The 15,641-nt window shown below is 53.7% G+C and carries 15 protein-coding genes; 7 read left to right on the top strand and 8 right to left on the bottom strand.

Annotation, left to right across the window (positions count from 1 at the left end; genetic code table 11):
- Window positions 1–58 precede the first annotated feature (58 nt).
- Both DOM36_RS14215 and ycaC read left to right on the top strand, forming a co-directional pair.
- Complete coding sequence (locus DOM36_RS14215) at window positions 59–877, top strand: pirin family protein (protein ID WP_232823857.1); 819 nt, start codon at window positions 59–61, stop codon at window positions 875–877.
- A gap of 108 nt (window positions 878–985) precedes the next feature.
- Window positions 986–1,609, top strand: a complete 624-nt coding sequence (ycaC, locus tag DOM36_RS14210; RefSeq protein ID WP_110643468.1) for an isochorismate family cysteine hydrolase YcaC — start codon at window positions 986–988, stop codon at window positions 1,607–1,609.
- A gap of 180 nt (window positions 1,610–1,789) precedes the next feature.
- Here the strand turns inward: ycaC and DOM36_RS14205 are convergent, their stop codons facing one another.
- Complete coding sequence (locus tag DOM36_RS14205) at window positions 1,790–2,533, bottom strand: sulfite exporter TauE/SafE family protein (protein ID WP_110643467.1); 744 nt, start codon at window positions 2,531–2,533, stop codon at window positions 1,790–1,792.
- 276 nt (window positions 2,534–2,809) lie between these two features.
- On the opposite strand from DOM36_RS14205, the gene DOM36_RS14200 reads away from it, so the two are divergent.
- The gene (locus DOM36_RS14200; protein ID WP_110643466.1) at window positions 2,810–3,415 is read left to right on the top strand and encodes a LysE family transporter; all 606 of its coding nucleotides are present in this window, start codon (window positions 2,810–2,812) and stop codon (window positions 3,413–3,415) included.
- An 11-nt stretch (window positions 3,416–3,426) separates the two neighbouring features.
- Window positions 3,427–4,236 carry an AraC family transcriptional regulator gene (locus DOM36_RS14195; protein ID WP_110643465.1) on the top strand — a complete coding sequence of 270 codons (810 nt, stop codon included), beginning with the start codon at window positions 3,427–3,429 and terminating at the stop codon, window positions 4,234–4,236.
- A 173-nt stretch (window positions 4,237–4,409) separates the two neighbouring features.
- Here the strand turns inward: DOM36_RS14195 and DOM36_RS14190 are convergent, their stop codons facing one another.
- From DOM36_RS14190 to tssI, 5 genes are all read right to left on the bottom strand, one after another.
- Window positions 4,410–4,745 carry a hypothetical protein gene (locus DOM36_RS14190; protein ID WP_110643464.1) on the bottom strand — a complete coding sequence of 112 codons (336 nt, stop codon included), beginning with the start codon at window positions 4,743–4,745 and terminating at the stop codon, window positions 4,410–4,412.
- Window positions 4,746–5,102: 357 nt separating this feature from the next.
- A complete protein-coding gene (locus DOM36_RS14185) occupies window positions 5,103–5,387 on the bottom strand; it encodes an immunity protein Tsi6 family protein (RefSeq protein WP_110643463.1) in 285 nt (94 codons plus the stop codon).
- 1 nt (window position 5,388) lies between these two features.
- A complete protein-coding gene (locus DOM36_RS14180) occupies window positions 5,389–6,633 on the bottom strand; it encodes a polymorphic toxin type 46 domain-containing protein (RefSeq protein WP_110643462.1) in 1,245 nt (414 codons plus the stop codon).
- The gene (locus DOM36_RS14175) at window positions 6,630–7,238 is read right to left on the bottom strand and encodes a DcrB-related protein (protein ID WP_110643461.1); all 609 of its coding nucleotides are present in this window, start codon (window positions 7,236–7,238) and stop codon (window positions 6,630–6,632) included. The genes DOM36_RS14180 and DOM36_RS14175 overlap by 4 nt, the downstream gene beginning before the upstream one ends.
- Window positions 7,239–7,250: 12 nt before the next feature.
- Window positions 7,251–9,080, bottom strand: a complete 1,830-nt coding sequence (tssI, locus tag DOM36_RS14170) for a type VI secretion system tip protein TssI/VgrG (RefSeq protein WP_110643460.1) — start codon at window positions 9,078–9,080, stop codon at window positions 7,251–7,253.
- A gap of 121 nt (window positions 9,081–9,201) precedes the next feature.
- On the opposite strand from tssI, the gene DOM36_RS14165 reads away from it, so the two are divergent.
- Window positions 9,202–10,245 carry a hypothetical protein gene (locus DOM36_RS14165; protein WP_157958653.1) on the top strand — a complete coding sequence of 348 codons (1,044 nt, stop codon included), beginning with the start codon at window positions 9,202–9,204 and terminating at the stop codon, window positions 10,243–10,245.
- Between the two features lie 3 nt (window positions 10,246–10,248).
- The gene (locus tag DOM36_RS20135; protein WP_157958652.1) at window positions 10,249–10,752 is read left to right on the top strand and encodes a hypothetical protein; all 504 of its coding nucleotides are present in this window, start codon (window positions 10,249–10,251) and stop codon (window positions 10,750–10,752) included.
- Window positions 10,753–11,411: 659 nt separating this feature from the next.
- On the opposite strand, the gene DOM36_RS14160 is transcribed toward DOM36_RS20135, so the two are convergent.
- Window positions 11,412–13,568 (bottom strand): hypothetical protein, encoded by a 2,157-nt coding sequence (locus DOM36_RS14160; RefSeq protein WP_110643458.1) that lies wholly within the window; start codon window positions 13,566–13,568, stop codon window positions 11,412–11,414.
- Between the two features lie 815 nt (window positions 13,569–14,383).
- The gene (locus DOM36_RS14155) at window positions 14,384–14,782 is read right to left on the bottom strand and encodes a helix-turn-helix domain-containing protein (RefSeq protein ID WP_110643563.1); all 399 of its coding nucleotides are present in this window, start codon (window positions 14,780–14,782) and stop codon (window positions 14,384–14,386) included.
- Between the two features lie 65 nt (window positions 14,783–14,847).
- On the opposite strand from DOM36_RS14155, the gene DOM36_RS14150 reads away from it, so the two are divergent.
- Complete coding sequence (locus DOM36_RS14150) at window positions 14,848–15,570, top strand: cation diffusion facilitator family transporter (RefSeq protein WP_110643457.1); 723 nt, start codon at window positions 14,848–14,850, stop codon at window positions 15,568–15,570.
- Window positions 15,571–15,641: the final 71 nt, after the last annotated feature.

Here is a 15,641-nt window from a genome sequence, read left to right as displayed (position 1 = left end):
AAACATCACGGGTATCTACTCCGCGCCTCGCGCCCACTGGGTCGGCAACGGCTTCCCCGTGCGCTCGCTGTTCACCTACGACCGCATGGGCGCGCATCACGTCACGCCGTTTCTGATGCTCGACTACGCCGGGCCGAAGGACTTCACCCCGGCGACCAAGCCACGCGGCGTCGGCGCGCATCCGCATCGCGGCTTCGAGACCGTGACCCTCGTCTACGAAGGCGAAGTCGAGCATCGGGATTCCACCGGCAACGGCGGCATCATCGGCCCGGGAGACGTGCAGTGGATGACGGCTGGCAACGGCATCGTCCATGAGGAGTTTCACTCCCCGGCCTTCACCGAGCGCGGCGGGCGTTTCGAAGTCGTTCAGCTGTGGGTGAATCTGGCGGCCACGAACAAATCGGTTCCCCCTGGCTATCAGTCGCTCAAGGCCGCGGAGATACCGCGCGTCGAACTGGCCGAAGGCGCCGGTCAACTCGCGGTGATCGCCGGGGAATACGCCGGCGCGAGCGGCCCGGCACAGACCTTCAGCCCGATAAACGTGTGGGATCTGCGTCTGAACCAGGGCGGCTCTACCACGCTCGGCGTGCCGGAAGGCCACACCACGATGATCGTCGTGCTCAGCGGCGCCGTGCAGCTCAACGGCACCGAGATCGCCCGGGATGCCGAGCTTGCCCTGTTTGAGCGAGCGGGCCGCGAGATCCGGATCGAAGCCAATAACGCAGCCAAGCTGCTGGTGCTGACCGGCGAGCCGATCGATGAGCCTGTCGTCGGGTACGGACCGTTCGTCATGAACTCTAGCGAAGAGATCGAAGATTCGATGCGCCGGTTCCAGGCCGGGCAGTTTCAAGCAGAACAAGTCGACACGGCGTCGTGAAGGATTCGAGCGATGCCGGGACGATCTGGACTTGCCAGTATCGCTTGATGCCCAGCGGAATACCGAGCCTGGTATTCCGCTCTTTCCCAAGATAGAAGGAGATGCGTGATGGCCTATTCCTACCAGAGACTCGACAAGAACGACGTCGCCGTGCTGATGATCGATCATCAGGCCGGCCTGCTATCGCTGGTTCGCGACTTCGGCCCCGACGAGTTCAAGAACAACGTGATGGCGCTTGCCGACATCGCCGAGTTCTTCAACCTGCCGACGATTCTCACCACCAGCTTCGAGGACGGCCCCAACGGCCCGCTGGTGCCGGAACTGAAAGAGAAATTCCCCGACGCGCCCTACATCGCCCGTCCCGGCCAGATCAACGCCTGGGATAACGAAGACTTCATCCAGGCAGTGAAGGACACCGGCAAGAAACAGTTGCTGATCGCCGGCGTGGTGACCGATGTCTGCGTCGCCTTCCCGGCACTGGCCGCGCGTGAAGCGGGCTACGACGTCTTCGTGGTCACCGATGCTTCGGGCACCTTCAATACGACCGTGCGCGACGCCGCATGGAGCCGCATGTCTCAGGCCGGTGTCCAGTTGATGAACTGGTTCTCGGTCGCTGGCGAACTGCATCGCGACTGGCGTAACGACATCGAAGGCTTTGGCGGTATTCTCACCCGACACCTGCCCCACTACTCGAACCTGATTCAGAGCCGCGACGCGACGCTGAAAAGCTAAACGACAAACACATCAGCGCTGCCGCCGCCGACACACTCGGCGGCGGCAGCCTTTTTGCGCGTGGGTTTCACGCCCAGGAGGCCTTGCGAGAGCAGCCCGGTTTGCACCGCAGGGAACGAGACGACAGGCCACGTTGGCGCTCGACCCTGGACATTCGCCCACCGGACCGCACGGCGCCGACTACGCCAGCGCGGTCTTGCCCACCAGCACCACGCCGAAGACGATCAGCATCATGAGAACCACCTTGCGGAAGGACTCGGCGCCCATCCGCTGGCGCACGGCCCCGCCAAGCCGGGTGCCGAGATAGACCGGCACCAGCCCCGCCAGCGAAATCCAGATCGAATCCGCCGTCATCAGGCCAAGCTTCGCCAGCCCCAGCGCCATGATCAGGCTCGACAGCGTGAACGAGATATTGATCGCCTGGATGAACCGCTTCGGATCGAGCCGCAGCGCCAACAGGAACGGCAGAATTGGCATCACCTGCGACCCGGTCGTGCCGTTCACCAGTCCCGTCAGGAATCCCGAGACCGGTGCCAGCTTGCGCCCCAACCGATCCGATAACGGCCGCCCCGGGCGAAACAGCGTGAACGCCCCGTAGACGATCAGCACGACGCCGAGTATTGCCCCGGCCACGAGACTATCGATGAGATCCAGCACGGCGAGGCCGAGCAGCAGGCCGGGAACGGTCGCCAGGAACATCGGCCAGAAGCGCCGCAGCGTCTCGCCGAAGTGCCCCGCCTGCCGCATCACGATGAGGTTGCTGACCAGCGAAGGGATGATCACCAGCGGCATCCCCGACTTCAGCCCCAGGCCCAGCGCCAGGATGGGCAGCGCGGAGGTCGAGAAGCCGAGGCCAGTGGCACCCTTGACGAAGGCCGCCACCAGATAGGCAAAGGCGATGATCGCGATCGTTTCGAAATTCACGAGCGTTGCGACATTGACGACGCATCCCTGCAGGCGGAGGACTGAATGGCCGATTGGGCAGAGAGTGTGCGCCGCGCCTCGTGGGCTGACAATTTGACCAATGCCGAATTGCCCGCTTCAGGGGAAGACTTTTTCGAATCGCGCCATGATCGCTGCGCCATCGAAAGCCCGCCCTCCCCTCCGGGAACATCCGCTGCAGGATCGTTCAAGACTCGTCGCCTTCGGCGCTCTAGCCTGTCGATCCCACCGAAATCGGGTCATCGATGAGGCAGAGAGATGGAGATCGTTCTGTACGCGTTCACCGTGATGTACACCCCCGGCCCGGTGAACCTGCTGAGCCTGAATGAAGGGCTGAGCGCTCCGCTCAGGGAGACGCGGGGGTTCTTCGCCGGCGTGGCACTGGCGATCTTCTGCTGGTTCGCCGTGATCGGTTTCGCGGGCCTGATCCTGATCGTCCGGGACCTGATCCCCTACATCGCGCTGGCCGGCAGCGCCTATATTCTCTACTTGGCGTTCAAGGTATTCACATCGACCCCGACGGCGGCCGGGGATCGGGACGGGCTCCGTTCCGGGCGGCTGAGCTTCGGCAATGGATTCTTCATGGAACTGCTCAACCCGAAGAACTCACTCGTCGTCATCCCGATCACTACGGTGATGTTCCCGGGCCGGGAAATCACCGGCGCGGCGTTGATCGGCTGTTCGGCGCTCATCGCGCTGGGCGGCGGCGGCGCTCCCGCGCTCTACTTCTGGGCTGGCAAGATCGTTGGCAAGCAAATCCATCAACCGAGATACTTTCGTCTCTGCAACCGGATCATGGCGATGCTGCTCGTCGTGGTCGCAGTGATAATGTTCTTCGATTACGTTGTCGTACCGCTGCTATGACAGGAACCGCCATGTCCGATAACAGTGCCGACTGGTGCATCGTGGGCTCGCCTTCTCGCATCGAGCGCCTGGAGGCGCGCTTTCGGGGTCATGCCTACGATACCCACCGCCACGACACCTTCGCCATCGGCATCACGCTGGATGGGGTGCAGAGCTTCCACTACCGGCGCGACTATCGGCACAGCCTGCCCGGCACCGTCATGGTGCTCCACCCGGACGAGGCCCATGATGGCCACGCCGGCGACGAGCGCGGGTTTCGCTACCGCATGCTCTACATCGCCCCGGCGCTGATCCAGACCGCGCTGGGCGGCAAGGCCCTGCCCCACATTGCCGGCGGCCTGTCGACGGACCCGCGATTGAGAGAGGCCGTCCGCTTTCTCCTGACCTCGGTCGAGGCGCCTCTGGATGCGCTCGAGGAGGAGAACGGCATTGCCGACCTGGCCGCCGTGCTGGAAGCCAACAGCGATACCCGGATCGCCCGCTCGCGAGCGACACCCGACTACCGCGCGGCGAGCCGGGTTCGGGACTATCTCGATGCCCACACTCACGAGGGCGTGACGCTGGACGATCTCGAGTCGATCTCCGGCCAGGAGCGCTGGACGCTCTCCCGCGACTTCCGCGCGCTGTTCGGCACCAGCCCCTATCGCTACCTCACGCTACGCCGGCTGGATGTCGTCAGGCAGTGCATCACCGCCGGTATCAGCCTGAGCGAAGCGGCGCTCTCGGCGGGATTCGCCGACCAGAGCCACATGACCCGCGCCTTCGGTCGCGCCTTGGGCATGACGCCCTCGCGGTGGCGATCGCTGCTGCGGCGGGGTTGAGGTGTTGGCCAAGCTCTGACTGAAAAATTGATGCGCGATAGCCAGACAAGGAAAGAATCGGCGAAAAGCCGGTCGGGCGACGCATTGGTTTTACGCGGCTAATGTTGATATTCCGGCGGCGCTGATATTGCCCAGCAGATGCAACAATACCTGCAAAGCTCATAAATCGAAGATTAAGACATTTCCAATTTAGCAGCGCCTGGATGTATCCAAACAGCTTTCTCATAGAGTCCGGATAGTAACTGCAAATCTTCCCTAAGATATTCGAACACTTCAGCCGGAGACCACTCGGATCCGCCCATAAAAGGTAACCCAATCGATCTCAGCTTGTCGAAAATGCTAGCTTTTTCCAAATCATCTTGAGTATTGAGCTTATAGAGTCCGTCAGTTGCATCAAGCTTGAATCCCAACGCCATTATCGCCGCACCAATCGACGGCTCTTTGACCACGACATAAACATCATCAAGGTCAGCTTTTTTTACGTAGCTTAACGTAGAAGCTTTAGCCATTTATCAAAACCGTAAAACGCAACACTAAAATCATCATTTTAAGCACCACACATCCTCTTACAACCATTAAAAACTTGCCTTTCAACTCACATCGACTTACAAATCAAAAATAAGACACGGCGGATGCAGGCTAATCCGTGGGTTACGCTTCTACCTCTGTCGAACTCGGGTTTCGGAGGCGACGAGGACGCCCTCGACATCGTCTTCGCAAGCTTCATGCCGACAAGGCATGTGACAAATGCGGTTCCGATATCCACTACGCCATGACGTTGATCGGTTGTTCGCTGATCTGCTTTAACCAGCCATAGGGACGGCTTTAAACACGGTCTAAAAGTAAAATTGCAAGACTTTCCCAGATCAAGGAAGTTTAACCTTGAGCCCATCTGCAATTTGACATGCTATGTAATACACATCACTAAGTGCTCTGGCAAACTCTGGATCTGAAACATCATATTCTTTTCCTGCATATACTCCCAACGTAAGCTTATGCAGCCTGGACTTGTCACTTTCATCCCCATCAACTACAGCTTGCACATAATTCAACTGAGCTTCGATATCTGCATGCATTGGACTGCCAGGAACTTCAGCTTTTCGTGTAGCCAAGACTGATTTAGCCCGAGCTATATAATCATTAATCTCCATGCTAACGCACCCCAATGTTCGAGCTATTTGTAAAATATTGCAAACCGCCACCAGGGGCTGGGTAAGTCACACCTTTAACAGACCAGAAGTCATCCGCGGGCGCCGCTATACTTCTAAGAACCTGCCCCTTCTCATTGGCAATATAACTATTCAGCTGTTTAGGAACAACCGTACCTGTCGCCCGATGGTCGCCCATAGGATTAATTCCAAGTTTCTCTGGCGTAATATCAGGCGTTTTGCTATACCATTTTCCTTGAGGCGCACCTGGAGTTTGGTACTGCCACAGACTCTTTCCACGATTCAATGTTTCAATACGGACATCCTTCGTGAGGTCGACCCCGTTAAGATAACTCCTCGCATCGGCCTTTGAAATTCCTTGCGATTCAAAATAATCAAGCGCTATCCTTTTATTTCCCCTGATATTGATATCTTTGTTTAAATCGCCGGTCCTATTGAACCTCTCATTCAAATAGGCTCTCCGAGACGAGGTTTGTTGTAAAGTGCTTGTATGAGATTTCGGGTTAGCCCAAAGTGAAATCCTCTGCGCGCCCTTCGCTCCCGCGAGACCACCGACAAAAGCTCCTCCGAGCGTCATTAGTTTCTGGCCGTCAGAGCCTGCCCCGTACAGCTCACCCCCTAGCCAGTTCCCCCCCGCTCCTCCGCCCAATCCCCCCAGCAAACCCAAAGTGACAACAGCTGGGCTAGCGAGGACCAAGGCAGAAGCGATACCGACACCGGCTATCGTCCATTCCAGCCATACCGGTACCTCGGGATTGATTTCGTCGGTTTGAACAGTCTTACCGCCGATACGAACGTTCGACGAACCACTGCTGATTTTTCCGTCACAAGCCGTCCTGTCACCCACTCTCGCCGCAGGATAGCCATTGATACGCACCCCGACGGATCCCTCGGCGATGACCTTTCGCCCATGGTCATGCTTGCTGCAGTCTACGTAGTCTGCATGCGCTCTTGCAGCTGGGACGCCATTGATGCGCACGTTTGGTGAAGCCGACGAGATCATGCCCGATTCGTTGGTGAACCCGCTCAAGCTCCCGATAACCTGACCAATACCGGCGCCGGCGCTGGCACTCGCTCCGACGATGGCAACCGCCGCCAAGCCACCCGTGCCAGCAATGGCGATTCCAGCCAATGCGACGCCAGCCCCGATCGCCAGGCCGGTCAGCAAGCCACCCATGGCGGATGTATGAGAAATTGGATCATGGAGTCGCGCCGCAGCCGCTGTCATGATGGAGCCTCTTCGTCCTCGCTCCCCTCAATATCCTCAGCGCTTTCTTCGCCTCCATCGCGTAACTCGATACTGGCCAGAAAGTCCTCAAATCGTTGTTTCTCGTCGGATGTTAATCCGGTCGGGTTCGCGCTCGTGGCGATGAACTGAACGAGTAGAGGCGTTTGTCGTTCATCCTCTGTCAGTAGCAAAACCTGATCCTGGTGAACCAACGTGCCCTGCTGCCGACGGCTGAATTGCATGCGTCGTGCGGGAACTGACGCGATGTCCAACTCATAGAGAGGCTTCGTGAAAGTGGGGTCAGCACTCTCCGTGAGTTGCTTTAAAACCTGCTGGGCAAGCGATTCCAGCGTCTGATCTGATGGAACCGGTGCTCTCCCAATCACGATCGAGAAACCTGGGCCATTTAGATTGTCACTCAGCACATGCCAAGTACCATCTTGCATCCCCTCGGGGCGCTCGAAGCTCAACTCGTTGGCATGAAATCTCGGCGGGGGGCCTGGATCGGGGATCTCCTCTTCTTCAAGGACAGTGCGATCTTCCTCTTCTCTCTCCAGATCTTTACGCTTATGAAGGTTATCGAAGATGCTGCTGCGGTCTTGCATGATGGTTCCTCATTAGGCCAGATCAATAGAAGAGGCGTTGACCTTGAACGACTTGGCGTCGACTTGAATATCACCTCCCTTGGTCATCGTGATCTTGCTGGCCCCGGCCTGCAGGGAGATTTCTTCAGCGGCAACGAGGGTAACTTTCCCCTGGGCAACATTGAGTGTGTAGTTCCCCTCAGCGAGTTGAACCGTTTTGTCTTTCTTGATGTCTTCGAATTCGCTGCCATCAACCTGGTGCTGCTCGTCGGCTTCTACGGTGATGTTAAGCACTCGCTCAGAGTGTAAATGCACCAACTCATCACCAAGCGTGTCTTTCATCATCAACCAGGACGCATTATCAGCAGTACCGCCTTTCGTCGATCGAGACATGATGCCACTGATGGAACTATCGCCTGACCAGGGGGCACCATTAACCCCATTGTAGACGGTACCGGTCACGATCGGGCGGTCAGGATCTCCGTCCAAAAACTGAACGATGACTTCCTCGCCAATGCGGGGGATGCGAACGAAGCCGTGCCCCTGGCCGGCGCCGACACTCGATACCCGAAGCCAGCAAGAACTCTTATCGTCGCCGGTAGCATAGCGATCCCAATGGAAACGGACCTTCACGCGATAGAGCTCGTCGGTGAATATCTCCTCCCCCTCGGGGCCGACAACGGTAGCGGTCTGAGGACCGTTGATGACAGGCTCTGGCGTGTCGTAAGTCGATCTGAAAGGGATCTTTAGACGGATGCAGGTAAACGCATTCGAGTAACTGGCAGGCATCGAGTTCGCCTGACCAAAGTTGTTGCGTCCGTAATGCTGGATACTCGTGACCAGAAACTGCCGTTCTTCTGCGGGGTCCCGTTCATGATCGTAGTGGCCTTCCAGTTGGAACCACCGCCCTAGTTGCAAAGCACGAGCATTCCCCTGGCCTTGGAAAACTTTCGCCTTGGCTTCAAGCATTTCGAGATGCTGTCGGGCTAGCCGTTCGCCCTGGTCCTTTCCTGAGTAGCGATACTCACCCGGGTAATCGAAGACGTCTAGGGCACCGGCATCGTCGTCCCCCTGTTCCATGATCGATCGCAACGAGACCGAACTATCGAGACCCGGCTGCTTGTAGTCGAAGGTTTTGAGCGAGACCCGTGTGGGCTGCACCGTCCGTGTCGCAGACCATTGCGTGACCGAATCCTCGGTTTCATTGACCTGGGCACGGTGGAATCGGATTTGAGGCTGTTGTTCGAGCCGGGGCAGATCGATGCTGGAATCCGTGATGATCAGCTTGTGGCCATCAGCAGACTGCTCGAAGAAGTAGAACAGACCGCTACGCTCGATCAGGCGTTGAACGAACTGCAGGTCCGACTCACGATACTGCACGCAGTAGGATCGCGTGGGCAACGGATTGCGCAGCTGAAATTCGAAGACCGGTAGCGGGCCATATTCACTGAATACCCGACGGATGATCTCTTCGACGCTGACATCTTGGAAAATGCGAGAATTGGTCCTCTGGGCGAGCCAATACATCCACGGCCTGAGCGTTACCGAATAACGCGCGAGACCTTCATCCGCCCCTCGGCTCGAAACGCTGGCAGCATAACCAGAAATATAGCGCGGCTCTGGCCCCGAGGTTTCAATCTCCAACTGCAAGGGTTGAGCGCTGAATTGTTTGAGCTCGATGTAAGCATTCTCTGACAAAAGTTGTAAGTCATATCGATACAGCTGTGAGAAATTTTCCTCTCCTTGAAAAGAATCCACCTTCAACCCGTAAGCATCGGGTAGTGAACTGTTAAGCTTGATCAGTCGGCGGTGCTGCGGATCGAGAAGCCCAGCGGCCTCGTCAATTACACTTTGTGGGTCCATGTTCAAGGCTCTGTTACTTGGATTACATTAAGTGACAGGGAAGGCGAGTATACACAGTGTAACTATAACTCATACTCGACTACCCTATCTGATATCCGCCGCCCAAAACAGGCCCGAGTACATGACAGTTACCAGAGCGCAACTCGAAGCTGCTGGCGAGCAACTGGATCAGAACATGGAGTACATCTCCATCCTGACGAAAGAACACTTCGATTCAGTGATGTGCGAGATACCACTCAACCGCACTCCCGTCTCTGCGGCCATGGAGCCTCCCTCGCCTTTGCAGAGCAGGCCCAGTGCGCCTGAATGGTTGGCCAGCAACGTAGTGGAACCGCTATATAACAGCTCCTGGGCACTGCCAGCAGGCCTCGGGGCACGCGATTTTTACCGAGACGTGTATCGCCCGGCTAGCATGCTGAACGGCCTGTTCACTGAGGTTTATGAAAAAACAACCCGAGGCCAAACCTACGTCATCATTAAGGGTGATCGAGCTCAGCGCACGTTACTAACCGGGACGCGCTACCGAGCTGATAATCCAAAGATCATAGAAGCGGGAATCGGTAGAGACGGGACTGCAGCGGCAAAACCGACAATCTGGGGAGGAATGAAGGTTGCCTTGTTCATCGGTGTAGCCCTCGAGGTTTTCCTGTGGCTAGTCGAAGATGACCACTCTTTCTCCGATCTGATAGGAGGAATTATCACCGAGGTAGGAAAGGGAGCCGTAGCTGCGGGACTCGCCACATTTTTCTACGGCTTTGCTGCTGGTACTGCAACCTTTGCGTTTGCTCCTATCGCGACTTTTGTCTTTGTCGGAGCTGCGGTGGGTTGGGGGCTCAACATACTGGATAATGAATTTCAGTTGAAAGACAAAGTTCGCGCGGGCACAGCTGCAGTGCTTGAATGGATGGAGTACAACACTGGCCCATTAGGCCATTGGACTGCGGAGCAGTTCGATGACCTGTCGCAGAATTTAGATGAAGTGATGGCTCATATGCGTAGGGGACTCGCAGCCAGTGTACGCCAATCTGATGAAAGGCTGGAGACACTAATTGAGAAAAGCGGGGACGCTGGAGTTCTAGGGCGAGCGGCATATTCGCGACAAATACAGTCCGAAGCGATGTCAAACAGTGTCATGAGACTTCTAAAAAATATGATGGGAAACTGATTGATGTTTTTCAAGCAAAATAGCTCGGGACATTCCCTGCAGCAAAGATTTGATGCAAAAAAAAGATCGAGAACCATACTTGAAGCTGTAGCCGCGCTAATAATGGCATTGTTTTGCTTTGTTGTCGGTGTATTAATTTTTCCTCGCGCAGCCTATTCTTTAATCGAACTATTGACTCAAAAATCGGTCGTCAATATTAACTATGGTGCACTCTTTTTGCTTGGCGGAGTACCTGGAAGCTATTTTCTTGGAATGGCGGGTTGGTCGACATTGTTCTATAGACGGGTTCTGGTTCCATCTGAGATGAAACCTTTCTTCGCTAAAACGCTCAAATGGTCCGTAGCGTTGAGTCTGATTTGTTCCCTCGGTGTCGGAGGTACGTTGTCGCTCCTGACAGTCCCCCTCATTTGGCACGGGGGATACTCTCACTGTTCGGAGATGACAGAAGGGTCTGGCTGGGATTCCTACTGGGTGAAAGACAAAACTCTCTGCACCAGCAGCCGTTGAATATGGATCAGATCTGTCGAAGGCCTCCAACCCGTCCCGCTGCTCCTGCAACGTCAGAACTTCTGAAGTAGGTGGAGCAACAAGGCATCGCTAACGTGGGACCGCGCTTTCACTGTCAACTTAAAGTCGTTTGATTCTCTATTAAGCGCCTGCTAGCTTGAGCAGCAGTCTTAACTCCATCTAATTTCCCGATAGCGCCGCGTCAGAATGGGAAAGCTAACTGGTGACCGAAGCAGGACTAGAAAAAGCGCCTAGGCATATGTTTTATATAGAGAAATTAAATAGGTTGAAGGAAATATATGCCATTTCATATGCCATGGTAATGCAATCGGAGGGCCTCCCTCCATATTGAATACATTTGTCCCCTTAAGGCGGCCCACGCTAGAACCGCTTATCGATTGGGTGAGCCTGCCTCCCATATCTGAAAGGGTGTAGTCTCTCCACTGTTGATTTCGAGCAAGACTGCGCATTAGGCCCCAGCCCCTCAGCTGTCTGTTTTGCAAACTTGGTCCGCCCCCCCCTCGCTTCCGAAAACAGTTCTCCGACATACCCATTTCTAACGAGTGAGCCACTAATGCTAGTTGTTGATATCTTCGCGGAAGGTAGCGTGAACTAAATCCAGTTAAATACAAAAAGATCAAAATTTTGAAAATATTAATTCACACAAGAGCCTTCATATCAAAATACAGCGCCTTTAAATGAGAAGACCCCATATCAAGTATCGGTTCATACATGAACGAATTTAAGTGGATGTTCTCGGGCGTCATAAGATTCACTTGATCCAACTTCTCAATCTCTTCCAGTGTTCCAGCTTCGGCCCTTGCATACTCATTCAAGAGTTCTATAGTTTGATTTTTAGTAATACCATCAACCCAAGCTTGGTTGTTGATGCGGCTGATCATGTGTCTTTCTGCAAGTAGGCGTATAGCGATTGACAAAACAATTTTCTTCTCTAATTCAACATGTTCACCATCCTCCACGGAAATCGAGTCAGCCTCCTGCAAAATAACATCAATTACTGGCCGATCGGGAGGAGACAATATCAATTCCGTTTTACCAGTCAATATTTTTTTATAAATTTGACATAGATCATCAAGGGTGATGGTGCCTGTACCCTTCTTAATGTGAAGAAGTGAAGTTAGTACCTGGTAGTCGTTATCATGACCACAATATTCCGCAAGATTACGGACAAAAGGAATGGCCGATATGCAACATGAATAATTTTGAAGATTATTCCTCCAAAAAATGAACGGATTGTTCTGATACCTTTCTTGTTCTAACTTTATATCTCTACCTTTTTTCAAGGCTGTGAGTTTACATTCGCGCCTCAGATTTAGCCTTCCACTCACACTACGATAGAAGTCGAAATTATGCGATAAAAAAATGCAATAAAAAACTCCTGAACGAACTATGTCTTTTAAATATTCTATTATCGCGTATTTATTTTTATAATCAAATGAGTCCGCAATATCATCTACTAAAAGAATTGTTGGCCTCCCAAGACTTTGCCTAGAATGAATTTCAAAGAGAATATTCAAGATATAAAGCGCACGTTTTTCACCTTGACTAAGCACTTTCAACAAAGAGTCTCGGAGAACATCGCCTTCTCGGTCACCGTCAGAAAAGTTGAAAGCAATAGAAGGCTTGATCCCTTTTAGGATTACATCCTCTTGGTTTGATACAGACATTTTGAAAGGCACGTAAAATCGCTTATTGAAAGTTGCAACAACTTGCTCCCAAAGGGTCCGCTCTTCCCGTGCTTGCTTTACAGCTCTATCTATAGTTGATTTGCTTGCCGTGTATTGAATCAAGAACTGATCATAGAGATCTTGTTGGGTAGCAAGATAGGCAACCCAAACGTTTTTTTGAAATTCTTTAAAGTTTTTCAGCTCAGGCAGGATTTCCTTGTTATCATATAGATAATCTCGAAATTTCCTTAAATCAGCATTCTGAATCTTCTTATCGATCGCATCAAATTTTGCTGCAAGATCTTTATCCGCAAAAATCTTTTGCCGCTCACTCTCAACTTTTTGTTTTAGCTGATCTGAAGAAGTTATCTCTTCCTTACCATCCTTAGTGTGCAGATTTACGCTGTGCCTTGCCGCAAAAAAACCGTTATCAACAAGCTGTTTGTTTATAGCACTAGCGCTGTAATGGTTGAATTGCTTACTAAGGACATCTGACTTGGAAACCAGATCATCATAGCGCTGTATATACTCTTCTAGTTGATCCTTGATCGCTCCCGACTCAAGCAATGCGAGTGTTTTATCATTGAAGATCTCAGCATAAACTAAGTCGGCAAGATTGCTACTGCGAGCTTGATCAATATCATCCTTCAGCGAATCCAGTAGATCAGTAATATTACTCGAACCGAATACCTTTAAGAGTTCAGTCTCCGGCGTAACTGTACGACCAGTCAAGCCTGAAAGTTGTTTTAACTTGCCTAATAATGCTGAAAGCTTATCAGAGATTTGCTTCAGAGCATCATCATATTGTTGCTTTATTTCAGAATTCACTAGCAAAAGCGAGGTTTGTTCGGAAGAGAATTCCTGATTATAGGGCTCTACAACAAAGATAGAATCCGCTGAGATGCTCACCCCATCATCATCCGTGAGCATCCTTGTTGTGGGTCTGTCAGGAAAGATAAGATCTTCTGAGTCTCTGCCCTTAGCGTGATCATCAAAAGTCTTTGACAACGAAGTCTTCATGAAGCCGTTTGGCGCATAGATCGCGTATCCACTGCTATTAGTGAAGTCAAAACAATACTTCAACTCACCTATCCCGTAGCAGTTGCTTAAACTCACATCCAACTTCATATCACCATCCTTAAAATTATTTATAGAATTATTCGACGGGACTGACTTCTGTTAATGTTATTATCTTAAAAGGAGCCGACGTGGGCTAGATAAACTGTAGTAGATCTAGACTGCTAAAGCACAAACGATAGACGTCAGTCGACACCTCTTTACGAACGCAACTCTTTTCTTGTAATCTGAGACGAGCTATTAATCAATAGCTCTGGAACTAGAGCTATCCGAGGGCTTTTGGAAACCCTCGGACTGTACCTGCCGGTCACTGTACTAATCACCTTTTTTGTGCTTGTGGGGTTTGAGTGATGGCGTGTTCCCGGGAGTGCCTTTGTTGTCACGTTGACGCTTATCTGGCTCTCCTGTCGATTTAGCAGTTCTTTTAGGTCCTGGCTTAATTCCCATGCCTCTCTCCTTAATTAAAACTATTAAATGCTCAGCGGTAAGTGAAGCCACTTTCTAATGAGAGAGAAACTCCCACCCCTCTCCACCAAGCCGCTCTGAGCCGGAACGCGGAAGACTTCTAAGGTGCTATTAAGAACACCTTCCGTATCAATCTGCCACAATCAGTTTCACTTCTCTATCTAACTCGCCCCGCCTTTAGTCGAGTACGCTACAAAATGCATCATTCCGCATCGTTTTTTTAGGTGGCAAATCGTCCCACCGGCCCAGCAACGGCGCGGCTTGGCGCCCTCTGCAACTCTGCATCAAAACCGACCCATTTAGCGCGCAGGCGGGGCGGGGAGTCGACAGCGCGCCGGCAGGTTGCGGCGAGATAAGGGCAGGATGGTGGCCACAAGGACGCGGTCACCCACTCGTCGCTGTCACCGCGAGAGCGACTCGATGATTTTGCAGTCGGCCACCGTGTCCGCCTGGCAGCATTGCTCGAGCCGGTCGAGTTCCCGCTCCAGCTGCTGTAGGTCCTTCAGCCTCGACCTGACCCGCTCCAGTTGCTCGTGGATGATCGAATCGACCTGTCGGCACGGTGCGTTTTCGTCATCGGCGAGCCCAAGTAACGATTTCACGTCCTCCAGGCTCAACCCCAGATGACGGGCGCGCTTGATGAAGATCAGGCGATCCCGCTCACGATCCGTGTAGAGGCGATAGCCACCCTCCGTTCTGGTCACCGGCGAGAGTAGCCCCGCGCTTTCGTAATAACGGATGGTCACCGCCTTGGTGTCGGTGGCCTTGGCAAGCTGACCGATGGTTATCCGGGACTCCATGATGCTTGACCCTATAGCGGCTAGAACCTTCATGCTATCAGCCAATCATTCGAGGAGGCACTGGCATGGATTCCTGCTGCGAGAACAAGGCTGGCGAGCTGGCGCAATTACGGGGCGCGCAGGCCAAGGTGCTGTATTGGGTACTCGGTATCAACGGCTCGATGTTCGTGATCGAGTTCGTGGCGGGTTGGCTGATCGGATCGACGGCGCTACTGGCGGACTCGCTCGATATGTTCGGAGACGCGACCGTCTACGTGCTGACGCTATACGCGCTGAACCGAAGTGATCGAACGCGAGCCGGCGCAGCGCTGGTCAAAAGCCTGTTCATGTTCGTATTCGGTCTAGCGGTCATTGCCGAGGCGATCCACAAGAGCGTGGTCGGCAGCGTGCCAGAGGCCGGCGCGATGGGGATCATGGGTATGCTGGCGCTGGCCGCCAATACGGTCTGTTTCATCATGCTGCTGCGCTATCGCTCGGCGGATCTCAACATGCGCTCGACCTGGCTCTGTTCGCGCAATGATCTCATCGCGAATACCAGCGTAGTGCTAGCTGCAATAGCCGTTGGCGTGACCGGTACGGTCTGGCCCGATGTGGTGGTCGGTCTGGCCATTGCGGCGCTGTTCCTGCATTCGGCTTGGCAGGTCTCGACCGAGGCATGGGTGGCGTGGCGAAACACGGATCCAGACAAGGCAAACAAGCCTTCGATTCCCGAGAACATGCCGAATGACGAGAGTTGCTGCAAGTCCAGTTCGTCATGTTGTGCACGGCCATCCGACGCCAGGGTTTGACGACCCAAGGGGCGTGCTCAGGCGGCGGCTGCCATCAGTCCTTCGCCCTGGCTCGGGCCGAACGCGTAGTC

Source organism: Salinicola sp. CPA57 (assembly GCF_003206035.1).
Classification (GTDB): Bacteria; Pseudomonadota; Gammaproteobacteria; order Pseudomonadales; family Halomonadaceae; genus Salinicola; species Salinicola socius.
This window is presented reverse-complemented; position numbering and strand designations above follow the sequence as displayed.